This is a genomic window from Enterobacter cloacae complex sp. P17RS, from assembly GCF_014895885.1.
Classification (GTDB): Bacteria; Pseudomonadota; Gammaproteobacteria; order Enterobacterales; family Enterobacteriaceae; genus Enterobacter; species Enterobacter bugandensis.
On sequence record NZ_JADBQK010000015.1, the window covers coordinates 57,795 to 81,170 of the forward strand.

A 23,376-nucleotide genomic window follows, 5' to 3' on the forward strand; every position below is an offset into this window, starting at 1 on the left:
ATTTTTCACAGCTCCGGTTGACTGACAACGACGGAAAAGGCATAAGATAAAGCGAAATATTATTAGCCATCCGGATGTCCAGACATAACATCGGGTTAGCGCTTGCGAAAAAAGGACAACACCATGAGCAACACCGACATCCGCGTCGTGCCCGGCCCGGCGAACTACTTCTCCCATTCCGGAAGCCTTGCGCATCTGAATGACTTCTTTACTCCGGAACAGCTTTCCCATGCGGTATGGATTTACGGCGAGCGCGCAATAGAGGGCGCGCGCCCGTTCCTGCCGGAGAGCTTTAACGCGCCGGGGGCGAAGCACCTGCTGTTTAAAGGCCACTGCAGCGAGCGCGACGTCACCCGTCTGGTGAACGAAGCGGGAAGCGAAGCCAGCGTGGTGATTGGCGTGGGCGGCGGCGCGGTGATGGATACCGTCAAGGCCGTGGCGCGTCGTCTGGGCGTTCCGTTCGTGGGCATTCCCACCATCGCCGCCACCTGCGCAGCGTGGACGCCGCTCTCCGTCTGGTACAACGATGCCGGTCAGGCGCTACAGTTTGAGATTTTTGACGACGCTAACTTTCTGGTGCTGGTGGAGCCGCGGATCATTCTGAACGCCCCGGCGGAATATTTGCTGGCGGGCATCGGCGATACGCTGGCGAAGTGGTACGAAGCGGTGGTTCTCGCCCCACAGCCGGAAATCCTGCCGCTGACCGTGCGTCTTGGCCTTAACGGCGCGCTGGCGATCCGCGACGTGCTGCTGGAACACAGTGAACAAGCGCTTGCCGACCAGCAGCGCGGCGAGCTAACGCAGGCGTTTCGGGACGTGGTGGACGCCATTATTGCCGGCGGCGGGATGGTGGGCGGTCTGGGGGAGCGCTACACCCGCGTGGCGGCGGCGCACGCGGTGCACAACGGCTTAACCGTGCTGCCGCAGACGGAAAAATACCTGCACGGCACCAAGGTGGCCTACGGCATTCTGGTGCAGAGCGCCCTGCTCGGCCAGGACGACGTGCTGGCGCAGCTGGTGGCGGCATACCGGCGCTTTAACCTGCCGACCACGCTTCGCGAGCTGGACGTCGACATCAATAACCACGACGATCTCGACAAGGTCATCGCCCACACGCTGCGCCCGGTGGAGTCGATTCACTATCTGCCCGTGACGTTAACGCCTGAGGCTCTGCGCGCCGCGTTTGAGAAAGTAGAATCCTTCCGCCGTTAATTGCGCCGACGGGCTATACCTAATGATGGTTCTCACCACTCTCGTAACGAGGTCATCATGCAGATCGATTTAACAGGTAAAAAGGCGCTGGTTACCGGCGCCAGCCGCGGGCTGGGTCGTGCGATTGCCCTGTCGCTGGCGCGCGCCGGTGCCGATGTGGTCATCACCTATGAAAAATCCGCCGATAAAGCCCAGGCGGTCGCCGATGAAATTAAGGCGCTGGGACGGCACGGCGAGGCCATTCAGGCCGACAGTGCCAGCGCGCAGGCGATTCAGGATGCCGTCACCCAGGCGGCGCGCTCCCTTGGCGGACTGGATATTCTGGTCAATAACGCCGGTATCGCGCGCGGCGGCCCGCTGGAGTCCATGACGCTGGCGGACATCGACGCCCTCATCAACGTCAACATCCGCGGCGTGGTGATCGCTATTCAGGAAGCGCTGGTGCATATGTCTGACGGCGGGCGCATTATCAACATCGGCAGTTGTCTGGCGAACCGCGTGGCACAACCGGGGATTGCCGTCTACTCAATGACCAAATCTGCACTGAACTCCCTCACCCGCGGTCTGGCCCGCGATCTTGGCCCGCGCGGCATTACCGTTAACCTGGTGCACCCCGGCCCGACCAACAGCGATATGAACCCGGAGGACGGTGAACAGGCTGACTCACAGCGTCAGCTTATTGCCCTGGGCCATTACGGCCAGCCGGAAGACGTCGCGGCGGCGGTTACCTTCCTCACCAGCCCGGCAGCCGGGCAGATCTCAGGCACCGGTCTGGACGTGGACGGCGGTTTGAACGCCTGATCGCAATATTCCTGCAAGCCTCTGTCGCCCGGCAGAGGCCTTTTCGAACCGCCTCGACGGTTTGCGTTTTGCCTCTTATCTGCGCTTTTTTTCCGCTCTACAGTACCCCATAAGAAATTCGGAATTTATCTAATAGTCTTATTATTTCCTTATATTTTGTGTGGGCGTACAGTGGAGGTACGGATGAAGATCGTGTGGTCAAAAACAGCAGAGAAGCAATTTTCTAAAATCGATACGCGATATCAGAACCGCATTAAATTCAGGCTGGAGAAGATGGATGATAAAACATCACCTGTCGCGGATATCAAGAAATTATCTTCTCCCGAAAACCACTACAGGTTGCGATTAGGTGATTACAGGGTCATTTACACCTTCGGAGACCCGCCGGGTGATACCTGTTACGTAGTGGCGGTAAAACGCCGGACAACCACCACCTACCTTCATGAGGAGCATACGGAATATGACTGTTCAGTTCATCAAGGATGAAGAAGGAAAAAAACAGTATGTTGTCATTCCCTACGATGAATATTTTCGCATGCGTTTAGCCATGCTTGAGTATGATGACGATGATGAAAACGACTGGGAAGACATCCCTTACGAATCAGATATCTACGATAACGTAGGTTTACCGGGTGAAGTGTGCGACATCATGCATAGCGAGAACGTCAGCCTGCAGGCCGCGTGGCGTATCCTGCGCGGGCTATCCCAGCAGGAAGTGGCGGAGAAACTCGGCATCAGCCAGTCCGCCGTGTCACAGCTTGAAGCGCTGGACTCCCGTCCGCAAAAGCGCACCCGCGAAAAGCTGGCGGCAATTTATGGCTGCAAGCAGGAGCAAATCAGCCTCTATTTACCGAAAGAGGGTTAACAGCACTTCGCCCCGCCCTTTCCGCCGTAACGGGCGTCCTGGCGGTCGCGGAAAAACTCTTCGTAGGTCATTGGCGTCTGGTCCGGGTGGTTGACGCGCATATGCTCGACGTAGTTATCGTAATCCGGCACGCCAATCATCATTTTGGCGGCCTGGCCCAGGTACTTACCTGCTTTAGAGAGGGTATCGAACATCATTCTGGTCTCACTGGAAATGTAGGCCGGGTAAGCGCTAGCGCCACCCGGCACACAGGTTAATGCGCCCCTTTCGCCTGGGTCACAATCTCGTCCAGGTTTTCAGGCATCGGCTCGTACGGCGTCTCTTTCGCCGTCGGTGTGTCGACCTTTAGCGCCGCCAGCGCGGTTTTCAGAGAATACAACGCCAGCACCACAACCACCACCATAAAGAAGATGGTCAGCCCGGCATCCAGACGGTTGTTGAACACCAGCTGCGACAGCTGTGACTCGGTGTACTGCGCCGGGATCTTGCCGCTGTCGATCATCGCCTGGAACTTGTTGGCGATCGCCAGGAAGCCCACCTTATTGTCCGGGCTGAAGGCTTTTTGCCAACCCGCCGTCAGGGTACAGATTAGCAGCCAGGCGGTTGGCACCAGCGCCACCCACGCGTAACGCTGGCGCTTCATCTTGAACAGCACCACCGCGCAGAGCATCAGCGCCATGCCCGCCAGCATCTGGTTGGCGATACCGAACAGCGGCCACAAGGTGTTGATCCCGCCCAGCGGATCGACCACGCCCTGATGCAGGAAGTAGCCCCACGCCAGCACGCATAGCGCCGTCGCCAGCAGGTTAGCCGGGAGCGAATCGGTCCGCTTCAGGTTTGGCGAGATCACCCCCAACAGATCCTGTAGCATAAAGCGCGCCGCACGTGTACCCGCATCCACCGCCGTCAGGATAAACAGCGCCTCGAACAGAATGGCGAAGTGATACCAGAACGAGACGTCCATCAGCCCGCCCAGCGCGCCGTGCAGGATGTAGGCCATGCCCACCGCCAGCGTCGGTGCCCCACCCGCGCGGGAGATAATTGACTGCTCGCCAACCTCATTAGCGATATGCGTCAGCGTTTCCGGGGTAATGGCAAAGCCCCAGCCGCTCACCACCTGCGCGGCGGACGCTACCACGTCAACGGTACCGGCCGGGGCCAGTACCGCCATCGGGCTGTTCATCGCAAAGTAAACGCCCGGGTCGATAATGCAGGCGGAGACCAGCGCCATAATCGCCACGAAGGACTCCATCAGCATGCCGCCGTAGCCAATCAGGCAGGCCTGATTCTCGTTGGCCAGCATCTTCGGCGTGGTCCCGGAGGCAATCAGCGCGTGGAAGCCCGACACCGCACCGCAGGCGATGGTAATAAACAGGAACGGGAACAGGTTACCAGTCCAGACCGGGCCGGTACCGTCGATGAATTTGGTCAACGCCGGCATGGTCAGGGTCGGGCGCATAATCAGAATGCCGATGGCCAGCCCGACGATGGTGCCGATTTTCAGGAAGGTTGAGAGATAATCGCGCGGGGCCAGCAGCAGCCACACCGGCAGCACCGCCGCCACAAAGCCGTAGCCCACCAGCATCCAGGTCAGCTGCACGCCGGTAAAGTCGAAGAACGGTGCCCAGGTCGGGCTTTCCGCCACCCAGCCGCCGGAGATAATCGCGAACACCAGAAACACCAGGCCAATCACCGACACTTCACCGATGCGCCCCGGGCGCAGGTAGCGAATGTAAATCCCCATAAACAGCGCCAGCGGAATGGTAAAGGCAACGGTATACGTCCCCCACGGGCTGTGGGTCAGCGCTTTCACCACGATCATCGCAAGCACCGCGAGGATGATCACCATGATCATAAAGGTCGCCACCAGCGCAATCACCCCGGCGGTTGCCCCCATCTCCTCTTTCACCAGCTCACCCAGAGAACGACCGTCGCGACGGGTGGAGACGAACAGCACCATAAAGTCCTGCACCGCGCCCGCCAGCACCACCCCCGCGAGGATCCAGATCATCCCCGGCAGGTAGCCCATCTGCGCCGCAAGCACCGGCCCCACCAGCGGGCCTGCTCCGGCAATCGCCGCGAAATGGTGACCGAACAGCACTTTTTTATCAGTCGGCACGTAGTCCAGCCCGTCGTTGTGGCGCACGGCAGGCGTCATGCGTGTGCCGTCTACGCCCAGTACCGTCTTTGCGATATAGCGGCCATAAAAACGGTACGCAATGAGATAAATGCAGACGGAGGCGACGACGATCCAGAGCGCATTGATCTGCTCCCCCCGGTTGAGGGCGATATAGCCCAGGGCAAAGGCTCCCACAACGGAGAGCACCGCCCACGTAAGGTATTTCCCTGAGTTGTTCATAGTTGTTGTCCGTTGTTGTGAAACAGTGAGATGTTACATTTTGTTTCTAGAACAACGGATAAAATTTAACAACTTTGAAACGCAATAATGCGTGGTCAAACCAGAGATTTACACCACAGTGTTAAGCCGATCACTTTCAGCTGAATGGCCTACCCCAGCACCATCGTGCTCAACCGACAGGTACAGCACCGCCGCCCCTGCTCGTCGAATACCACGATCTCCCAGCTCTGGCTCGAACGCCCCAGATGCAGCGGCTGACACACGCCGCGCACCTTACCGTGAGAGACCGCGCGATGGTGCGTGGCGTTCAGCTCTGTGCCGACCACGCTCTGCCCGTCGCGGGTCATCAGAAAACCGGCCATTGAGCCCAGCGTTTCCGCCAGCGCCGCCGACGCCCCGCCGTGCAGCAGGCCAAACGGCTGATGGGTACGGGCATCCACCGGCATCTCCGCTTCCAGCGTGTCGTCCCCGAGGCGGGTATAGACGATGCCCAGATGCGCCACCAGGGTGTTCACGCTGGTGGCGTTCAGTTCTTCAAGCGATAAATGACGTTTCCAGATCATTACGCCCCCAGCGTGGAGCCGCCGTCCACCACGATATCCTGCAGGGTAATATGGCTGGCGGCATCGGACGCAAGGAACAGCACGGTGGCGGCAATTTCCTGCGGACGGGCGATTTTACCGAGCGGAATGCCGAGCTTGAACTGCTCGCCAAAGCCGCGAATGCGCTGCTGCTCCGCATCGTCGCTTTTCCACAGGGTGCGCTGCATGTCGGTGTCCGTTGAGCCGGGCGACACCAGGTTACAGCGCACGCCGCTGCCCGCCAGCTCCAGCCCGACGGTCAGCGCGAGGCTTTTCAGCGCTGCCTTCGACGCGCCGTAGGCGCTCATGCCGATGCGCGGGGTGTGCGCCGCGTCGGAGGCTATGGTCACTATCGCCCCGCCCTGCTGACGGCGGAACTGGCCCATCGTCTGCTGAAACAGGTTAAACGCGCCGCCGACGTTAACCGCAAAGGTCTGCTGCCAGTCCTCCTGCGAAAGCTCGTCCGTCGCGCCCATGCGCAGAATGCCCGCCGCGTTAACCAGCACGTCGAGGCGCTCAAGGATGCCAAGTAAGCGCCCGCAGACGTCGCCCACCTGCGACGCGTCCGCCACGTCCAGCGTTTCGGTGGCAAACGGATAATCGTCCTGCGGGAAGGCCAGATCGAACCCGGTCACCCGCGCGCCCGCCTCCACAAAGGCCAGCGCGGTCGCAAAGCCAATACCTTTACCCGCGCCCGTTACCCAAACCGTTTTACCGGTAAAATCGAACCCCGCCATCACTTCACCTCACGGGAGAGCAGCGCCCACCAGGCGTCAAGGGTCGGATTTTTCGCCAGCATCACGAAGTCGATGTCGCCGTGCACCTTCCGCCAGCGGGCGGCCAGCGCCATCATGCGCACCGAGTCCAGACCGTAGTCGATCAGGTTTTCGTCATCCATCGGCTCGTCGGACTCGTCCAGCAGCGGCAGGATCAGCTCGCGCAGCGCGGCTTTCGTTGCCGGAACGGACGGCAGCAGCTCGTCGGTCATCACCACGCGGCCAGAACGTCCTGCCACGTATTTCAGCGACATCAGGTGCTCGTCGCGGGTGAAGTCCGCCAGCGCGTCGGCGATAAAGAACGGCTTGATGTCGCGCATAAAGGCGTCTGTGGCGGTGGTCATGCAGCCGATGTGGGCATAAACGCCGGTAATCAGCAGCTGGTTGCGGCCGGTCTCTTTCAGCATCTGCTCCAGCGGCGAGCGGTGAAACGCGCTGTAGCGCCACTTCACCAGCACGGTGTCCGCTTCGTCCGGCGTCAGTTCAGCCACGATGCGCTGCTGCTCAGGCGAGCGGGTCAGGCCCGGCCCCCACATGTCGTTCAGCAGGGCACGGTCTTCATCGCTCTGCTCTTTTGGCTGCGCGGTGTAGTACACCGGGATATTATGTTCTTTGCAGTAAGCGCGAAGTTTAGCGATGTTCGCCACCACCTGCTGCATCATGTCGCTATTTTCGCCCCAGAAGTTCAGGAAATACTCCTGCATATCGTGGATCAGCAGCGCGGCGCGCTCCGGCTCAAACGCCCAGTTCACCTTGTTGGTCGGCAGCTCTGCGGCGGTTGGCAGCGCGTAAGCGGTTAATTTTGGAATGGCCATACTCTGTTCCTCAGCCCCGGGCGCGTTCAGCAAGCCACAGGCGCAACTGTTTCTTATCAACTTTGCCGACCGGCGTGAGCGGAAGCGCATCCACGCTCTCCACGCGGTCCGGCAGCTTAAATTCGGCAACGCCCTGCTCGCGCAGGAAGCGACGCACCTCAACCGCGCGCAGGGGCTGTTTCACCACCAGATACGCACAGCTTTTTTCGCCCAGCAGGCTGTCCTCCATGCTCACCAGCGCGGCGTGGATCACGGCTTCGTGGCGCAGCAGCAGGTTTTCGATCTCTTCGGCGGCAATCTTTTCGCCACCGCGGTTGATCTGATCTTTCTCGCGCCCCTGCACGGTGATGTAGCCCTGCTCATCGATGGCGATCAGATCGCCGGAGCAGTAGAAACCGTTGGCATCAAAGGCGCTGGCGTTGTGCTCCGGGCTGTTGAAATAGCCGCGGAAGGTGTACGGGCCGCGCGTCATCAAACGTCCGACTTCCCCGCGCGGGAGCGGGTTGCCGTCCTCGTCCGCCACCCACACCTCGTCGTCCGGACACATTGGGCGGCCCTGGGTGTTGATGATGCGTTCCGGTGCGTCGTCGAGGGCGGTGTAGTTCACCAGCCCTTCCGCCATGCCAAACACCTGCTGCAGCTGGCAGCCGATTTCCGCCGGAATACGCGCCGCGAGCGTGGCGGAGAGGCGTGCGCCGCCCACCTGGAGCAGCTTGAGGGATTTCAGCTGCGCGTTCCCCGCGCCGTCGGCAATCGCCTGCAGCCAGAGGCTCACCGCCGGAGGGACCAGCGACGTCACGTTGATCTGATGCTGCTCAATCAGCGGGAAGCAGAGCGTGGCGCTCGGATCGTTCGCCAGCACCACGCAACCGCCCGCCGTGAACACGCCTAACGATCCCGGCGAGCTCATGGCGTAGTTATGTGCCGCGGGAAGCGCGTTCAGATAGCGAGTCTGCGCAGTGATGCCGCAGATTTCATTGCTGCGGCGGATGCTGTAGTCGTAGTCGTTGTGCGTACGCGGGATCAGCTTCGGCGTGCCTGTGCTGCCGCCGGAGAGCTGGAAGAACGCCACCTCGTCTGCGGGCGTCGGGTTCGGGATGAAGTTGTCCGCCGGGTGCGCAATCGCCGCTTCCAGCGCATGTTCACCCTTATCGCCGCGCAGCAGCACGGCGCGAACCGAGCGGTGTTCATCCACAAAGGTATTGAGAAAATCATCCCCCGCGAACAGGGCATGTTCGCGATCGGCGATCAGCACGGCGGGTTTGATCTGGGCGGCGTAGGCGTTCAGCTCGCTGCGCTGATGGCTAAAGAGCGCGTTAACCGGCGCGACGCCGATCTGCAGCAGCGCGAAAAAGGTGATGTAAAACTCGGCCACGTTGCCGAGCTGCACCAGCGCGGTCTCGCCGCGGTGCAGCCCCTGCGCCTGGAGGGCAGACGCGAGGTTATTCACCGCCTGATGAAACGCGCGGTAGGTGATGTGCCGTTCGCCGTCGATAATCGCGACCGCATCGCTTTGCGCATGGTCCGTCAGGATGTGGGTCAGCGGCAGATCCTGCCAGTAGCCTTTTTCACGGTAGCGGCGGGCAAAATCCTCAGGCCAGCGGGTAAAAGGGATGGTCATGGGTATTCCTTAGTGCAAACCAAACACGTTAAGCATGGTGGAGAGCTTCACGCCCGTCTCGCGCCACTCGCCCACCGGGGAGGAGGCAGGCACAATGCCCGCGCCGGCAAACAGGCGAACGGTATTTTCGTGAAGACGCGCGCAGCGGATGGTCACCACCCACTCGCCGTTGCCTTCGCTGTCGCACCAGCCGACGATGCCGCCGAACAGCTCGCGGTCGAACGGCTCCAGCTCGGCAATCAGTTCTTTAGCCGCCTGATGCGGGAAGCCGCTCAGGGCCGGGGTCGGATGCAGCAGGCAGGCCAGCGTCAGGGCGTTTTCGTTCTCGCGCGCGTCACCTTCAACCGGCGTCGCCAGATGCCACAGCGTCGGCGTGGTGATGAGTTGCGGGGAAGACGGCATGCTCAGATGATGGCTGCGCGGCGCCAGAATGGCCTTCATCGCCTGGGTCACCAGGTCGTGTTCGTGGCGGTCCTTTTCGGAGGCCAGCAGCTTATTGCCCGCCTCGCGATCCAGCACGTCGTCCGGCTGGCGGCGCGCGGAGCCTGCCAGCGGCAGCGAGCTAAAGTGCCTGCCCTCTTTGCGCAGCAGCAGTTCCGGGCTGGCGCCGAGCAGCACGCCGCCGTCTTCCAGCGGCACGTGGAAGTTAAAACTCGCCGGGTTCTGAGCGATCAGACGCTCCATCAGCGCGCCGCTGTCCATTTTTTTGTCGGTGGCGATATCAATCAGGCGCGACAGCACTACCTTATTCACCTGCGGCGTGGCGGTGAGCGATGCGGCGCGCGCGACCATCTCTTCAAAAACGGGCTGAGCGGGGATCTCGGTGCGCTGTTCCACCTTCAGCGCCTGCGCGCCGGAGAAATAGCGTGCGGACTGCTGACGCGCGGGACGGGAAAACGTCTCCCAGCGTTGCGGAATAAACAGCGAAGACGGCTTGCGGGTATCGAACGGGATGGCCCCTACCATGACGGGATGAGCGATGCCGCTGGCTTTCGCATCCCGGAAAGCCTGGGCTAATTTCTGCTGGAACTGCCCCGCCGGATCGTCGCCGCCGACGGCAGGTTCAGAGAATCGGGCAAAACAGCCTGAGGTGGTAAAACTGCGGTAAGGCGACATAAAGAAAAAGCTGTCTGATTGCAGCGTGGTCGCGGTGTGCTGAACTTCCTCAGCCAGGGACGTGTCCATATCATCCTCCTCAAAATGATAAAAGAAGCAATAATGATTATCATTTATATTTTCGTTGGCTAACCTAATCCCACAGCGCCCCGCTGTCAACCGTCGGGCCATTAACTTCTGCGACAAACGCTTGCATCCCTTCCCGGCAACCATGAAAATGAGAAGCATTATCTTCAATAAAAACAGGATGCCGCTCTGTGAAAATCGCTGCCGTTTGCCGCAATGCCCTTCTTCTGACAGGACTTTTTGTTTTAGGACTAACCTCAGCCGCCGCCGCCGACTGGCCGCGCCAGGTCAACGACAGCCGCGGCGTGCATACGCTTGAGAGCAAACCGACGCGCATTGTTTCTACCAGCGTGACCTTAACCGGCTCCCTGCTGGCGATTGACGCGCCGGTCATTGCCAGCGGCGCAACCACGCCGAACAACCGCGTGGCGGACGCGCAGGGTTTCCTGCGCCAGTGGGGGGATATTGCAAAACAGCGTAAGGTTGCACGGCTGTACATCGGCGAGCCAAGCGCCGAAGCGGTGGCCGCCCAGATGCCGGATCTGATTTTGATCAGCGCCACCGGCGGGGATTCCGCGCTGGCGCTGTACGATCAGCTCTCCGCCATCGCCCCGACGCTTATCATCAATTACGACGACAAAAGCTGGCAGGAACTGCTGACCCAACTGGGCACGATGACCGGGCACGAGAAACAGGCCGCTGAACGCATCGCCGCGTTCGATAAACAGCTCGCGCAGGTGAAACAGCAGATGAAACTGCCGCCGCAGCCGGTGAATGCCATCGTCTACACCGCCGCCGCGCACACGGCGAACCTGTGGACGACAGAATCGGCGCAGGGCAAGCTGTTACACCAGCTGGGCTTTACGCTGGCGGCGTTACCCGATGGGCTGCACACCTTAAAAAGCCAGGGCAAGCGTCACGACATTATTCAGCTGGGTGGAGAAAATCTGGCGACGGGGCTGAACGGCGAAGGGCTGTTCGTGTTTGCCGGCGACGAGAAAGACGTGAATGCGATTTACGCCAACCCGCTGCTGGCGCACCTGCCGTCGGTGAAAAACAAACGCGTCTGGGCGCTGGGAACGGAGACGTTCCGCCTGGATTATTACAGCGCGATGCTGGTGTTAGACAGATTGAATGCGTTGTTTAAGTAGGCATTTTCCCTCCCTCTCCCCGTGGGAGAGGGCCGGGGTGAGGGCATCAGGCCGCACCGTCGTTCAACGCGACCTCCTGCCTGAACCGCCGCAATTCCACCAGCGTCACCAGTAAGATCGCGCCAACCATCGCTAACACAAACCCGCTGCTGCTCGCCGACGCCACCGGGGTCATTATCGCCCCCAGCCCGCCGAGGATCGCCGCGCCAATCGCATCGCCCGTCACGTTCTGCGCGGTCCACAGGCCGTTGATACGCCCCAGCATCCCTTCCGGCGTCTGGGTCTGGATCAGGGTGTACTGTAAAAGTGAGCTGACCGCACTCAGCCAGCCGAAAATCACCAGACACATCACCCCCAGCGCCCAGACCGGCATCAGGCTGAAGAAGCCGATGGCGATAAACGAGGCCAGCGTCGCCACCAGCATAATCAAGCCCGGACGCGCGCTTTGGGCCAGGTTACCGCTGGTCAGCGCCCCGCAGGCCGCACCGAGCGGAATGGCGGCGTACAGCACGCCAATCTCTGAGGCGCTCATCTGCCACTCGCCCGCCAGCGCCGGGTAAAGCACGCGCACGGCGCTCGCCATCGTCAGCAGGCCGCCGAGCAGCGCAATGCCGCCAATCAGCGGGTTGCTGAACAGAAAACGAATAGCGGCCATCAGCGATTTCAGCGGGTGCTCGCGCGGCTGCGGTGGCGGTGGCAGGAGCGGCAGACGCAGCAGCGTCAGGGTGGTGATAAAGGTGCCCGCCGCGGCAAGGCCGTAGTTCCAGGCCACGTTGCCCGTTGCCAGCAGCAGGCCGCCCACCATCGGCGAAATCACCGAGCCGAGGCGTACCGTGAGCATGGTGATCGCCCCCGCCTGCATCAGGTTCTCGCGGCCCACCAGCGCGGGCGTTGCCGCCAGCAGCGCCGTCACGCCGAGCGAGGCGAAAAAACCGTCCCACAGGCCAAGGGCATAAATCGCCATCAGCGACGGCTCCGGCAGCATGGCGTTCAGACACAGCCCGATAAAGCCCACCCCGCAGGTGCCGCGCGCCAGCAGGATCAGCTTCTTACGCTCGTAGCGATCCGCCAGCACGCCGCCGACCATCAGGCCGATAAACATCGCCCCGCCGGTTAAGGTGACGGATAGCCCCACCAGCCAGCTGGAGTGCGTCATAGTCTGGATCTGTACCGGCACGGCGACGCCGAGCAGGCCGAGGGACAAAATGGAGATAAAGCGAGCGATAAAAACGGCGCGATACGCCGGGTGCGTTTTCAACAGGCTGAGGTTAAGCAGCCAGGATTTTTGATTCATGACAAAGCCTTGAGTCTATTTCTACCCATTCCATGGGCGCACATGCTAACATAGCCAAATAAGATAGATAACGATAATCACTATCATTATCAAATCATGGATGTTGCTATGTCGTTTTCCTCTTCTGCGGTGCGCGCCATTGCCGTGCCCGTATTATTGCTACTGCTAATCCTTGCGATTGCACTCAGCCTGCTGGTCGGCGCGAAGCCGCTACCCGCGTCCGTTATCGTTGATGCGCTCTCCGGAACCTGTCAGAGCGCGGACTGCACCATCGTGCTCGACGCCCGCCTGCCCCGCACTCTTGCCGGACTGCTGGCCGGTGGCGCGCTCGGCCTTGCGGGTGCCCTGATGCAAACCCTTACCCGTAACCCGCTGGCGGACCCCGGCATTCTCGGCGTCAACTCCGGCGCCAGCTTTGCCATCGTGCTCGGCGCAGCGCTGTTCGGGTTGACGTCACCCTCTGAACAGCTGGCGATGGCCTTCTGCGGCGCGCTGGCCGCCTCGCTGGTGGTCGCGTTTACCGGCAGCCAGGGCGGCGGGCAGCTCAGCCCGGTACGCTTAACCCTGGCAGGCGTGGCGCTGGCCGCGGTGCTGGAAGGCTTGTCCAGCGGCATCGCCCTGCTCAACCCGGACGTCTACGACCAGCTGCGCTTCTGGCAGGCCGGTTCGCTGGATATCCGCACCCTTGAAACCTTAAACGTGGTGGCAATCCCGGTCATTATCGCCGCCGTCGTGGCGCTGTGTTTAAGCCGGTCGCTGAACAGCCTGAGCCTCGGCAGCGATACCGCGACCGCCCTCGGCAATCGCGTGGCGCGCACGCAGCTGACTGGCCTGCTCGCTATCACCGTGCTGAGCGGCAGCGCAACCGCCGTGGTCGGTCCGATCGCCTTTATCGGCCTGATGATGCCGCACATGGCGCGCTGGCTGGTGGGGTCGGACCACCGCTGGTCGCTGCCGGTCACGCTGCTGGCCACTCCTGCCCTGCTGCTGTTTGCCGACGTGCTGGGCCGCCTGCTGGTGCCCGGCGAGCTGCGCGTCTCGGTGGTGAGCGCGTTTATCGGCGCGCCGGTGCTGATCTTCCTGGTACGTCGCAGACGCGGAGGTAGCGCATGATGGCTCCTTCCCGTCGTTTACTCACCAGCATCTTCCTGCTGGCTATCGCCATTACTCTGCTGGCGGTCTGGAGCCTGCAAAGCGGTGCCGTAACGCTTGATTTCGCGCAAGTCTTTCACGCCCTCACCGGCAGCGCGCCGCGTAACATCACCATGGTGGTCACCGAATGGCGACTGCCGCGCGTGGCGATGGCGATCCTGGTGGGCGCGGCGCTCGGCGTCAGCGGCGCGATTTTCCAGTCGCTGATGCGTAACCCCCTCGGCAGCCCGGACGTGATGGGCCTGAATACCGGCGCGTGGAGCGGCGTGCTGGTGGCGATGGTGCTGTTCGGGCAGCATCTGACGGCCATTACCTTTACGGCGATGGCGGGCGGCATTCTGACCTCGCTGCTTATCTGGGCCCTGGCCTGGCGCAACGGCATTGACACCTTCCGGCTGATCATTATCGGGATCGGCATCCGCGCGATGCTGATGGCGTTTAACACCTGGCTTTTGTTGCAGGCGTCTCTGGAAACCGCGCTCTCCGCCGGGCTGTGGTACGCCGGCTCACTTAATGGCCTGACGTGGGGCAAAACCTGGCCCGCCGCGCCGCTGATTTTGCTGATGTTTTTCGGCGCCCTGCTGCTGGTACGCCGGATGCGCCTGCTGGAGATGGGCGACGACAGCGCCTGCGCGCTGGGCGTGAGCGTTGAGCGCTCGCGTCTGATGCTGATGCTGGTGGCGGTACTGCTGACCGCCGCCTCCACCGCCATCGCCGGGCCGATCTCGTTTATTGCCCTTGTCGCGCCGCACATCGCGCGGCGTCTTAGCGGCACCGCGCGCTGGGGCTTGACCCAGGCTGCCCTGTGCGGTGCGATGCTGCTGCTGGCCGCCGATCTCTGCGCCCAGCAGCTGTTTATGCCTTATCAACTTCCGGTGGGCGTGGTGACCGTCAGCCTCGGCGGGATTTACCTCATCGTCTTGCTCGTTCAGGAGTCACGCAAGAAATGACAGATTCAACAACCCGCTTGCGCGGCGAAAACTTGACCCTCGGCTATGGCAAAAAAATCATTGCCCGTGATTTAACCGTCGCCATTCCGGACGGCCACTTCACCGCGATTATCGGTCCGAACGGCTGCGGCAAATCAACCCTGCTGCGCACCCTGAGCCGCCTGATGTCGCCGACAGAGGGCAGCGTATTCCTCGACGGGGAGCAGATCCAGCGCTTCGCCAGCAAAGAGGTGGCCAGGCGCATCGGGCTGCTGGCGCAAAACGCCACCACGCCGGGAGATATCACGGTGCAGGAGCTGGTCTCGCGCGGGCGCTACCCACACCAGCCGCTGTTTACCCGCTGGCGCAAAGAGGACGACGAGGCCGTGAAGCGCGCGATGGAGGCAACGGGCATCACCGATCTGGCTCAGCAAAGCGTGGATACCCTCTCCGGCGGACAGCGACAGCGGGCGTGGATCGCGATGGTGCTGGCGCAGGAGACCGCCATTATGCTGCTGGACGAGCCGACGACCTGGCTGGACATCAGCCATCAGATTGACCTGCTGGAGCTGCTGAGCGAGCTGAACCGCACGCAGGGGTATACCCTGGCGGCGGTACTGCATGATTTAAACCAGGCGTGCCGCTACGCCACGCATCTGATTGCGCTGCGCGACGGCGAGATTGTGGCGCAGGGCGCGCCGAAGGAGATTGTGACGCCAGAGCTGATCGCGCGGATCTACGGCATGCGCTGCATGATTATTGACGATCCGGTGGCGGGTACGCCGCTGGTGGTGCCGTTAGGTCGGCGGTAATAGCCGGGTGGCGGCTACGCCTTACCCGGCCTACATTCAGCTCCCGTAGGCCCGGTAAGCGCAGCGCCACCGGGCATTTGCACTATGCTAAAATTTCCTTCAGTACCGGCCCAATCTTTTCAAACGCCTGCGGTGAAATGATATCCACGTGGGCGCAGTCCTGGCTGTAGACCTCCAGCTCGCCCACCCACGGCGCCCAGGCCGTATGCGGATCCATCGTTCGGGTACGTTCGGCAACAAACAGCGTCGCCTTACCGTCAAAGCGTGAACTGTGCGCGGTGGTGAGCAACCGCACCGCGTCCGCGTAGTTGCCTTCAATAGTATTAAACAATTCGCTGGAGCCCTGTCCCTGCTGAGCGGCGATAAACGCCTGACGCTCGCGCTCGATCTCCGCCAGCACTTCCGGGTCAAGGCCGTTTGCCTCTTTCTCCGCCCAGTTCTGGCTTTCCGGCGGCCAGGTATCCAGCAGGCCAAGGAACGCCACCGCTTCGCCCTGCTCGCGCAGGCGCGCCGCAATGCCCTGCGCCAGCGTGCCGCCGAGCGAATAGCCGAACAGGTAATACGGCCCGTGCGGCTGCTGCTTACGCAGCGTTTTAAGGTGATGTTCGATCACCCCATCGAGATCCGCGCACTGCTGCATCGGGCCGTTTGGCCGCGGCGACTGAATGCCGATGATGGACCAGCGCGGGCTGAGGTAGCGTGCCAGGACGCTGAACTGCCAGGCAAAGCCGGACGCCGGATGGAAGCAGAACAGCGTCGGGCCGTTGCTTTCACGCAGCGGCAAAAGGGTTTCATACCCCAGACGCTGCGCCTGTTCGTCGCTCATCTGCGAGTCCAGCAACGCGCTGAGCTTGCCGACCGTCGAGGCGACCATAATCTGCCCCGGCGTGACCTTGCGGCTGAACGCACGGCCGAGCTGAGCCGCGAGGCGCATCGCCAGCAGCGAGTGGCCGCCAAGGGCAAAGAAGTCGGCGTCGATATCGTTCACTTCGCAGCCCAGCAGCGCAGAAAACGCCTGCGCCACGGCGGCTTCGGTTTGCGTCTCGGGTGCGCGACCGGAGGTTTTGCTGGTCAGCTCCGGCAGCGGCAGCGCCTTGCGATCCAGCTTGCCGTTGGCGCTCAGCGGCAGCGCGCTGATTTGCAGCAGCACCACCGGCACCATATGCGGCGGCAGCTGTGCCCTGAGCGAGTCCAGCAGCGCGTCGCGATCCAGCGGTAAACCGGATTCAGAAACCACGTACCCCACCAGCTGGCGGGCATCGCCGCCCGTTGCCGCAGCCTGATTGAACACGCACGCATGCGCCACGGCCTGGGCCACGTCCGTCAGCGACAGCATCGCCCGGTCGATTTCGCCCAGCTCAATGCGCTGACCGCGGATTTTCAGCTGGTCATCGCTGCGGCCCAGATATTCCACCGCCCCGTTGTCCAGCCAGCGGGCAACGTCTCCGGTGCGATACATCCGCTCGCCTGGGGCAAACGGATCGGCAATAAAGCGGCTGGCGGTGAGGTCGGGCCGTCCCAGATACCCCTGTGCCAGCTGAATGCCGGTGAGATACAGATCGCCCGCCACGCCGAACGGCACCGGGCGCATCATCGCGTCCAGAATGCGCAGCCCCGTATTCCACACCGGGAAGCCGATCGGCACGCTGTTGCCCTCCACTGCTGCCAGCTCCGGGCCGTAAGCAGGATACCAGCTCACGTCCACCGCCGCTTCGGTTGGGCCGTAGAGGTTGTGCAGCGGTACATGAGTGAGCTGCTCCCATTCGCGGCACAGCGCCGTTGGCAGCGCCTCGCCGCTACAGAACACCTGCTTCAGCGTCCTGCAACAGTCGACGTTTTCCGGCGTCAGCGAGGCGACAAATGCCGCCAGCATCGACGGCACGAAGTGGGTGGTGGTTACGCCATATTCTGCGAAGAAGCTCTGCATCGCCTGCGGATCGCGGTGCGCGTCCGGCTCGGCCATCACCAGCTTTGCCCCGGCGATAAACGGCCACCAGAACTCCCACACCGACACGTCAAAGCTGCACGGCGTTTTCTGCGCCACGACGTCATGCGCCGCCAGTGGATAATGATCCTGCATCCACTTCAGGCGGTTAACGATGGCGGTATGCCCCACCATCACCCCTTTCGGGCGTCCCGTTGAACCCGAGGTAAAGATGATGTACGCGGTCTGCTCCGGTTTCGCCAGACGCAGAGGTTCAGCGCCTGTGGTTGGCAATAGCATGTTGTAACTAAACGAAGGTATCGGCAGATCGTTAAAGCGCGGAAGCTGCGCGTCGGTGGTAATGAGGAGCGACGGTTTCGCGTCCTCCAGCATCATCCGCAGACGATCGTCCGGGTAGCCGGTATCCAGCGGCAGCCAGGCGGCGCCGGCTTCAACAATGCCGTGCAGCGCCAGGGTCAGGAACACCGAACGCGGAAGCGCCACCGCTACGCTGTCGCCCGGCTTCACGCCGCGCGCGCGCAGCAGGTTTGCCAGCGCGACCACCTGCTCGCGCATCTGGCGGTAGTTCAGCTCAATATGGGCATCCGCCAGCGCGGGAGCGTCCGGCGTTTTGCTCGCCTGCTCCGCCACCAGATCCGCCAGCGTGGTGGAGGGCAGCGCCAGGCCGGTATCGTTGATGCGCGCCAGCCGGGCGTATTCCTGCTCTGATACGGTTTCCACGTCGCCACAGCGCAGGTCAGGGTTCGCGGCAAACTGCGCCAGCATCGCGTTCAGGCGCGAAACGTGGCGCTTCAGCGTCGCGTCGTCGTAACGCTGCCTGTTGGCGAGGATCTCTATGCTTAATCCGCCCTGCTCGTCCGGGAACAGCGCCAGCTCCAGATCGTTCACCGGGCCGGTCGCCAGCGTGTGGGTGATGGCCTCCACGCCGTCAATATCCAGCTGATAATCAAACACCTTCACGTTCAGCACCGGCCCAAACAAGGGTTCGTCCCCTGCGGCCCGCCCGCTGTCGCGCACGATCTGCTCGGCGTCGTAGCGCTGATGTCGGCGCATCTTTTTCAGCTGGTTCGCCAGGCGCAGCGCCAGCTCCGGCAGGCTCTCAAGCGGATTAATATTCACCGCCAGCGGCAGGACGTTAAGCACCGGGCCGGTTGCGGTCAGCGCGGCGGACCCCATGCGGCGCATAAAGATAAACCCGGCGGCGTAGTCCAGCCGTCCGGTGAGGCGGCCCAGCCACAGCGCCACCAGCGCAAGCGCCAGATCGGTGCGCTGTGCCTGCCCGGCTGCCTGCGCCAGCTGGCTAAAGGCGCGAGCGTCCATTGCAATTTTCAGGCGCAGGATGTCGGTAGTGGCGGCGCGTCCCGGCAGCGGCGCGGAGGAGAGCGAGACCGGAGGAGGAAGCTGTTTGCGCTGCCCGGCCCAGAAAGCACCGTCGCGCTGCCAGGCCTCGCTGTCGCGATAGCGCTGATACTCGTCAACGACCTCGGCGAACGGAGTAAACGGTGAGGCTGGGGTGGGTTCCCCTTTCTTCCAGGCAGCGTAAATCGCGGCGATCTGGCGGGTAATCGCCGGGAAACTAAAGCCATCTACCACCAGATGATGATAGCGCTGATACCAGTACCAGCGGTTGTCACCGACCTGAATCAGCTGATGGAAAGCGAGCGGCTGACCGCTGTCCACGCGCAGATCCTGGCTGAGATCGGCTTCCATCAGCGCCACGGCGGCGTCGTGAGAATCAACGCGAACGATGGACGGCTCCGGCAGGATCAGGGTCTCATCGACCCACTGCCAGACCTCGCCGTTATCTTCAGCGAAACGCGTGCGCAGGGTATCGGCCTGCATCATGCCCTCGGCGATGGCGTTAGCCAACAGCGGCGCGTCGATATTCCCTTTCAGCTCGGTGTAGTGCGCCACGCTCCAGGCGTTTGGCAGCGAGGAAAGCTGCTCTGCCATCCAGATACCCGGCTGGGCGGCGACGAGAGGAAGACGGTTCATGCGCGCTCCCCCGCAAAAGAGGACGGCTCAAGCGTCTGCCAGCGTTGCGCCAGCCACTGCTGGCACGCCTCCTGAGAGTGCGGCTCGCAGACCACGCGCCAGCCCGCGGGCAATTCGCACTGCTGCGGCCACAGGCTGTACTGCCCCTGCTCATTTTGCAAAATGGCGAACTGTCCTTGCGGATTATCGAAAGGATTGCTGAATTCCATACAGACTCCGTTAGTGAATGAGCGGCTGCCAGAGGGTCATCAGCCCCTGCGTCAGCCCACCGCGCCAGCAAAGCGCATCGTGTCCGCCGTCAACCTGACGCCAGATAACCGGTTGCTGAGTGTGTAGTTCGGCGAGGATCGCCTTGTTTGCGCGCAATATAAGCGGCTCGTTGCGCCCGGCTTCAAGAAGGATGCGTAGCCCGCGAGGGGATATTTCGCCGGTTTTAAGTTGTTCGATTAACAGCCCGTCCTGCTGCCCGCCGCGGTGCGGCCACCAGTAGGAGCCGGACTGGCTGAGCACGCAGCCAAAACGCTGCGGCCAGTGCAGTGCGGCATAAAGGGAGGAGAGACCGCCAAAGCTTTGCCCTGCGACCACCGTACGGTCGGCGCGGTCGCTAAACGGCGCGCGTTGTTGGACAAGGGGGAAAAGTTCTTCCTGCACCGCCAGCCAGAAGTCGCGATTGCACGGTAGCTCGCGGTTACGGTGCTCCATATTAATAACATCGATTAAGACATAGACCGCAGGCGGCAGGTTGCGCTCGGCGGTGAGCGACGCCAGCGCAGGCCAGACCGGCATGCTTTCCGCCCAGAACTGCCCGTCGAGCAGCACCGCCAGCGGACGTTCCCGGTCGTCCCCGCCGGCGGTGAAAATCCAGACGCGACGGCGATTTTTCAGGCGTGCGCTTTCCCACTCAATGCAAATGGGCGCGTTGAAGGGCATATCGGGATGGTTCCAGCCCGGCTGTACGGGCGCCTCCGGCATTTCCAGCGCCGAGACGGCGTGCCCGCGCCCGCCGCGCCAGCTCTGCGCATTCAGCGGGTCTGAAACCGCGTGAGGCAGCAGCTTGCGCCAGCCTTCGCGCAGCGCCATGCGGTCCGGCTGCTCGCCTTCAAATACTGCATCGGCAAAATCGTTTTCGTTCTTGGAGGGGATAAAACAGTAGCTGCCGCGCCATTCGGGGCTGAACTCCCCCTGCCACTGCCAGACGTCGGTATCGGGAATGCGTTCAAGCGATTGCGGGCGGGCATTCTGATGGTGGTCGGTCACGCCGGTTACGTAGAGCCAGACGCGTTTAACCGTTGAGGTCTGCTGGGTTCCTGCCGGGTCCCGCCACCAGAATGTGACGCGATAGTTTTCCTCATGACGTTGCCATTCCGGCCCGTTTTTCGACTGCCACCACGCTTCACTTCCGGTTGTTAACGCCGTCACCCTTATAACCCCATGTTTAGCAATATTTTTTGTTTCAGAGCAAATTTTATTGATAATATTATTGATAACTATTTGCATTTGCAATAGCGTATTGCCCGCGCTGTGGGAAGCGCGTTCATAAATAACCATAAAAGCGGGACGTACAATGAATAAGAAGATTCACTCTCTGGCCTTGCTGGTCAATTTAGGGATTTATGGCGTCGCGCTGCCCGCCATGGCAGACGACAACGCCGCCTCTGCGCAGCACGAAGACACGATGGTGATCACCGCCGCCGAGCAGAATTTGCAGGCGCCTGGCGTGTCGACCATCACCGCCGATGAGATCCGCAAAAACCCGCCTGCGCGGGACGTGGCGGAAATCATCCGCACCATGCCGGGCGTTAACCTGACCGGGAACTCCACCAGCGGCCAGCGCGGGAACAACCGTCAGATCGATATTCGCGGCATGGGCCCGGAAAACACCCTGATCCTGATCGACGGCAAGCCCGTCACCAGCCGCAACTCCATCCGCCTGGGCTGGCGCGGCGAGCGTGACACCCGCGGCGATACCGGCTGGGTACCGCCGGAGATGATCGAGCGCATCGAGGTCATTCGAGGCCCGGCCGCTGCACGCTACGGCAACGGCGCGGCGGGCGGCGTGGTGAACATCATCACCAAAAAGTTCGACGACCAGTGGCACGGCTCCTGGAACACCTACCTGAATGCGCCTGAACACAAGGATGAAGGTTCCACCAAACGCACCAACTTCAGCCTGAGCGGCCCGCTGGGCGGCGACTTCAGCTTCCGCATGTTCGGTAACCTGGATAAGACTCAGGCCGACGCGTGGGACATCAACCAGGGCCACCAGTCTGAGCGTACCGGAGCCTACGCCAACACCCTGCCCGCGGGCCGCGAGGGTGTAGAGAACAAAGACATCAACGGCGTGGTGCGCTGGGACTTCGCGCCGATGCAGTCGCTGGAGTTTGAAGCGGGCTACAGCCGCCAGAACAACCTCTATGCGGGTGACACGCAAAACACCAACAACGACAACGCGCTGGTGAAGAAGAACTACGGCAAAGAGACGAACCGTATTTATCGCCAGAACTTCGCCGTGACCTGGAACGGCGGCTGGGACAACGGCATTACCACCAGCAACTGGGCGCAGTACGAACACACCCGCAACTCCCGCCTGGGCGAAGGGCTGGCGGGCGGTACGGAAGGCCTGTTCAACAGCAATAAATTCACCGACACCGATCTGGCCGACGTGATGCTGCACAGCGAAATCAACCTGCCGATTGATTTCATTGTGAACCAGAACCTGACGCTCGGCACCGAGTGGAACCAGCAGCGGATGAAGGATTCGACCTCCTTCTCGCAAACCCAACAGGGTGGCACCATCCCGGGCATGAGCGAAGACCGTAGCCCGTACACGTCAGCGGAGATCTTCTCCCTGTTCGCTGAGAACAACATGGAGCTGACCGACAGCACCATGCTGACCCCTGCCCTGCGCTTCGACCACCACACCATCGTGGGCAATAACTGGAGCCCGTCCCTGAACCTGTCGCAGGGTCTGGGGGATGACTTCACCCTGAAGATGGGCATCGCGCGTGCCTACAAAGCGCCAAGCCTGTACCAGACCAACCCGAACTACCTGTTGTACAGTAAAGGCCAGGGCTGCTACGCCAGTTCCGACGGCGTGGGCTGCTACATGATGGGTAACGACGATCTGAAAGCGGAAACCAGCATCAACAAAGAGATTGGCCTGGAGTGGAAACGCGACGGCTGGCTGGCGGGCGTGACCTGGTTCCGCAACGACTACCGCAACAAGATTGAAGCGGGCTACGCGCCGATTGGCCAGACCTCCACCGGTAAAGTCACCACCGATATCTACCAGTGGGAAAACGTGCCGAAGGCGGTGGTGGAAGGCCTGGAAGGCTCCCTGAACGTGCCGGTCAGCGACACCATCAACTGGACCAATAACATCACCTATATGCTGCAAAGCAAGAACAAGGAGACCGGCGACCGTCTGTCGATCATCCCGGAATACACGCTCAACTCAACCCTGAGCTGGCAGGTGCACCAGGATGTATCATTGCAGTCGACCTTCACCTGGTACGGCAAGCAGCAGCCGAAGAAGTACAACTACAAAGGCCAGCCGGTGACCGGGTCTGAGAAAGACGAGGTCAGCCCGTACAGCATCGTTGGCCTGAGCGCCACCTGGGACGTGACAAAAAACGTCAGCCTGACCGGCGGCGTAGACAACGTCTTCGACAAGCGCCAGTGGCGCGCGGGTAATGCCCAGACCACGGGGAACGCGACAACCGGCGCGTATATGTACGGTGCGGGTGCGTATACGTATAATGAACCGGGTCGCACCTGGTATATGAGCGTAAACACAAGATTCTGATACAGGCAGTGACTTCCCCCTCTCCCTGTGGGTGTACGGTCCGGGGACATAGTGAACACTTGTTCGGGGACATGGTAGACA

The 23,376-nt window shown here is 61.7% G+C and carries 20 protein-coding genes; 9 read left to right on the forward strand and 11 right to left on the reverse strand.

Going from position 1 to position 23,376, the window contains the following annotated elements; translation table 11 throughout:
* The first annotated feature begins 123 nt into the window (after nucleotides 1-123).
* From IM265_RS12910 to IM265_RS12925, 4 genes are all read left to right on the forward strand, one after another.
* Entirely contained in the window at nucleotides 124-1,212 is a 1,089-nt protein-coding gene (locus tag IM265_RS12910) for an oxidoreductase (RefSeq protein ID WP_193031782.1), read from the forward strand.
* 57 nt (nucleotides 1,213-1,269) lie between these two features.
* Nucleotides 1,270-2,013 carry an SDR family NAD(P)-dependent oxidoreductase gene (locus IM265_RS12915; RefSeq protein ID WP_193031784.1) on the forward strand — a complete coding sequence of 248 codons (744 nt, stop codon included), beginning with the start codon at nucleotides 1,270-1,272 and terminating at the stop codon, nucleotides 2,011-2,013.
* Nucleotides 2,014-2,196: 183 nt separating this feature from the next.
* Entirely contained in the window at nucleotides 2,197-2,499 is a 303-nt protein-coding gene (locus tag IM265_RS12920) for a type II toxin-antitoxin system RelE/ParE family toxin (RefSeq protein ID WP_100170619.1), read from the forward strand.
* Nucleotides 2,474-2,878, forward strand: coding sequence for a helix-turn-helix transcriptional regulator (locus IM265_RS12925; protein ID WP_038415640.1), 405 nt, complete (start codon nucleotides 2,474-2,476; stop codon nucleotides 2,876-2,878). The genes IM265_RS12920 and IM265_RS12925 overlap by 26 nt, the downstream gene beginning before the upstream one ends.
* Here IM265_RS12925 and IM265_RS12930 read toward each other — a convergent pair.
* The 7 genes from IM265_RS12930 to entC all read right to left on the reverse strand — a co-directional run bounded on the left by IM265_RS12930 (nucleotide 2,875) and on the right by entC (nucleotide 10,215).
* Nucleotides 2,875-3,072, reverse strand: a complete 198-nt coding sequence (locus IM265_RS12930; RefSeq protein WP_006809671.1) for a YbdD/YjiX family protein — start codon at nucleotides 3,070-3,072, stop codon at nucleotides 2,875-2,877. The two genes, IM265_RS12925 and IM265_RS12930, sit on opposite strands and share 4 nt — an antisense overlap.
* 59 nt (nucleotides 3,073-3,131) lie before the next feature.
* On the reverse strand, nucleotides 3,132-5,237 hold the full coding sequence (cstA, locus tag IM265_RS12935; protein WP_017694336.1) for a pyruvate/proton symporter CstA: 2,106 nt from the start codon (nucleotides 5,235-5,237) through the stop codon (nucleotides 3,132-3,134).
* A gap of 149 nt (nucleotides 5,238-5,386) precedes the next feature.
* Complete coding sequence (gene entH / locus IM265_RS12940) at nucleotides 5,387-5,800, reverse strand: proofreading thioesterase EntH (protein ID WP_028012300.1); 414 nt, start codon at nucleotides 5,798-5,800, stop codon at nucleotides 5,387-5,389.
* Nucleotides 5,800-6,555 carry a 2,3-dihydro-2,3-dihydroxybenzoate dehydrogenase EntA gene (entA, locus tag IM265_RS12945; RefSeq protein ID WP_193031786.1) on the reverse strand — a complete coding sequence of 252 codons (756 nt, stop codon included), beginning with the start codon at nucleotides 6,553-6,555 and terminating at the stop codon, nucleotides 5,800-5,802. The genes entH and entA overlap by 1 nt, the downstream gene beginning before the upstream one ends.
* Complete coding sequence (locus IM265_RS12950; RefSeq protein WP_063154729.1) at nucleotides 6,555-7,409, reverse strand: isochorismatase; 855 nt, start codon at nucleotides 7,407-7,409, stop codon at nucleotides 6,555-6,557. The genes entA and IM265_RS12950 overlap by 1 nt, the downstream gene beginning before the upstream one ends.
* A 10-nt stretch (nucleotides 7,410-7,419) precedes the next feature.
* On the reverse strand, nucleotides 7,420-9,030 hold the full coding sequence (gene entE / locus IM265_RS12955; RefSeq protein ID WP_193031788.1) for a (2,3-dihydroxybenzoyl)adenylate synthase EntE: 1,611 nt from the start codon (nucleotides 9,028-9,030) through the stop codon (nucleotides 7,420-7,422).
* A gap of 9 nt (nucleotides 9,031-9,039) precedes the next feature.
* Complete coding sequence (gene entC / locus IM265_RS12960; RefSeq protein WP_088205172.1) at nucleotides 9,040-10,215, reverse strand: isochorismate synthase EntC; 1,176 nt, start codon at nucleotides 10,213-10,215, stop codon at nucleotides 9,040-9,042.
* Between the two features lie 188 nt (nucleotides 10,216-10,403).
* Between entC and fepB the strand changes: the two genes are divergently transcribed.
* On the forward strand, nucleotides 10,404-11,363 hold the full coding sequence (gene fepB / locus IM265_RS12965) for a Fe2+-enterobactin ABC transporter substrate-binding protein (RefSeq protein WP_193031790.1): 960 nt from the start codon (nucleotides 10,404-10,406) through the stop codon (nucleotides 11,361-11,363).
* Nucleotides 11,364-11,409: 46 nt separating this feature from the next.
* Here fepB and entS read toward each other — a convergent pair whose 3' ends face one another.
* The gene (gene entS, locus IM265_RS12970) at nucleotides 11,410-12,657 is read right to left on the reverse strand and encodes an enterobactin transporter EntS (RefSeq protein WP_193031792.1); all 1,248 of its coding nucleotides are present in this window, start codon (nucleotides 12,655-12,657) and stop codon (nucleotides 11,410-11,412) included.
* Nucleotides 12,658-12,765: 108 nt separating this feature from the next.
* Between entS and fepD the strand changes: the two genes are divergently transcribed.
* The 3 genes from fepD to fepC are packed head-to-tail and all read left to right on the forward strand — an operon-like array spanning nucleotide 12,766 to nucleotide 15,550.
* Entirely contained in the window at nucleotides 12,766-13,770 is a 1,005-nt protein-coding gene (fepD, locus tag IM265_RS12975) for a Fe(3+)-siderophore ABC transporter permease (protein ID WP_193031794.1), read from the forward strand.
* On the forward strand, nucleotides 13,770-14,759 hold the full coding sequence (fepG, locus tag IM265_RS12980; RefSeq protein WP_074147951.1) for an iron-enterobactin ABC transporter permease: 990 nt from the start codon (nucleotides 13,770-13,772) through the stop codon (nucleotides 14,757-14,759). The genes fepD and fepG overlap by 1 nt, the downstream gene beginning before the upstream one ends.
* The gene (fepC, locus tag IM265_RS12985) at nucleotides 14,756-15,550 is read left to right on the forward strand and encodes an iron-enterobactin ABC transporter ATP-binding protein (protein WP_028012291.1); all 795 of its coding nucleotides are present in this window, start codon (nucleotides 14,756-14,758) and stop codon (nucleotides 15,548-15,550) included. The genes fepG and fepC overlap by 4 nt, the downstream gene beginning before the upstream one ends.
* A gap of 82 nt (nucleotides 15,551-15,632) precedes the next feature.
* On the opposite strand, the gene entF is transcribed toward fepC, so the two are convergent.
* The 3 genes from entF to fes are packed head-to-tail and all read right to left on the reverse strand — an operon-like array spanning nucleotide 15,633 to nucleotide 20,909.
* Nucleotides 15,633-19,490, reverse strand: coding sequence for an enterobactin non-ribosomal peptide synthetase EntF (entF, locus tag IM265_RS12990; protein WP_193031796.1), 3,858 nt, complete (start codon nucleotides 19,488-19,490; stop codon nucleotides 15,633-15,635).
* On the reverse strand, nucleotides 19,487-19,699 hold the full coding sequence (locus IM265_RS12995) for an MbtH family NRPS accessory protein (RefSeq protein WP_182034459.1): 213 nt from the start codon (nucleotides 19,697-19,699) through the stop codon (nucleotides 19,487-19,489). The genes entF and IM265_RS12995 overlap by 4 nt, the downstream gene beginning before the upstream one ends.
* Before the next feature lie 10 nt (nucleotides 19,700-19,709).
* The gene (gene fes / locus IM265_RS13000; RefSeq protein WP_193031799.1) at nucleotides 19,710-20,909 is read right to left on the reverse strand and encodes an enterochelin esterase; all 1,200 of its coding nucleotides are present in this window, start codon (nucleotides 20,907-20,909) and stop codon (nucleotides 19,710-19,712) included.
* A 145-nt stretch (nucleotides 20,910-21,054) separates the two neighbouring features.
* Here fes and IM265_RS13005 point away from each other — a divergent pair, with 145 nt between their 5' ends.
* Nucleotides 21,055-23,295 (forward strand): TonB-dependent siderophore receptor, encoded by a 2,241-nt coding sequence (locus IM265_RS13005; RefSeq protein ID WP_045631298.1) that lies wholly within the window; start codon nucleotides 21,055-21,057, stop codon nucleotides 23,293-23,295.
* Nucleotides 23,296-23,376: the final 81 nt, after the last annotated feature.

Bases quoted from the DNA above. Each gene is read 5' to 3' on its own strand.
- fepC (WP_028012291.1), top strand. From the start codon at position 14,756: ATGACAGATTCAACAACCCGCTTGCGCGGCGAAAACTTGACCCTCGGC.
- entA (WP_193031786.1), bottom strand. From the start codon at position 6,555: ATGGCGGGGTTCGATTTTACCGGTAAAACGGTTTGGGTAACGGGCGCG.
- IM265_RS12915 (WP_193031784.1), top strand. From the start codon at position 1,270: ATGCAGATCGATTTAACAGGTAAAAAGGCGCTGGTTACCGGCGCCAGC.
- fepD (WP_193031794.1), top strand. From the start codon at position 12,766: ATGTCGTTTTCCTCTTCTGCGGTGCGCGCCATTGCCGTGCCCGTATTA.
- IM265_RS13005 (WP_045631298.1), top strand. From the start codon at position 21,055: ATGAATAAGAAGATTCACTCTCTGGCCTTGCTGGTCAATTTAGGGATT.
- cstA (WP_017694336.1), bottom strand. From the start codon at position 5,237: ATGAACAACTCAGGGAAATACCTTACGTGGGCGGTGCTCTCCGTTGTG.
- IM265_RS12930 (WP_006809671.1), bottom strand. From the start codon at position 3,072: ATGTTCGATACCCTCTCTAAAGCAGGTAAGTACCTGGGCCAGGCCGCC.
- entF (WP_193031796.1), bottom strand. From the start codon at position 19,490: ATGAACCGTCTTCCTCTCGTCGCCGCCCAGCCGGGTATCTGGATGGCA.
- fepG (WP_074147951.1), top strand. From the start codon at position 13,770: ATGGCTCCTTCCCGTCGTTTACTCACCAGCATCTTCCTGCTGGCTATC.
- IM265_RS12920 (WP_100170619.1), top strand. From the start codon at position 2,197: ATGAAGATCGTGTGGTCAAAAACAGCAGAGAAGCAATTTTCTAAAATC.
- entS (WP_193031792.1), bottom strand. From the start codon at position 12,657: ATGAATCAAAAATCCTGGCTGCTTAACCTCAGCCTGTTGAAAACGCAC.
- IM265_RS12950 (WP_063154729.1), bottom strand. From the start codon at position 7,409: ATGGCCATTCCAAAATTAACCGCTTACGCGCTGCCAACCGCCGCAGAG.
- IM265_RS12995 (WP_182034459.1), bottom strand. From the start codon at position 19,699: ATGGAATTCAGCAATCCTTTCGATAATCCGCAAGGACAGTTCGCCATT.
- entE (WP_193031788.1), bottom strand. From the start codon at position 9,030: ATGACCATCCCTTTTACCCGCTGGCCTGAGGATTTTGCCCGCCGCTAC.
- IM265_RS12925 (WP_038415640.1), top strand. From the start codon at position 2,474: ATGACTGTTCAGTTCATCAAGGATGAAGAAGGAAAAAAACAGTATGTT.
- IM265_RS12910 (WP_193031782.1), top strand. From the start codon at position 124: ATGAGCAACACCGACATCCGCGTCGTGCCCGGCCCGGCGAACTACTTC.
- entC (WP_088205172.1), bottom strand. From the start codon at position 10,215: ATGGACACGTCCCTGGCTGAGGAAGTTCAGCACACCGCGACCACGCTG.
- entH (WP_028012300.1), bottom strand. From the start codon at position 5,800: ATGATCTGGAAACGTCATTTATCGCTTGAAGAACTGAACGCCACCAGC.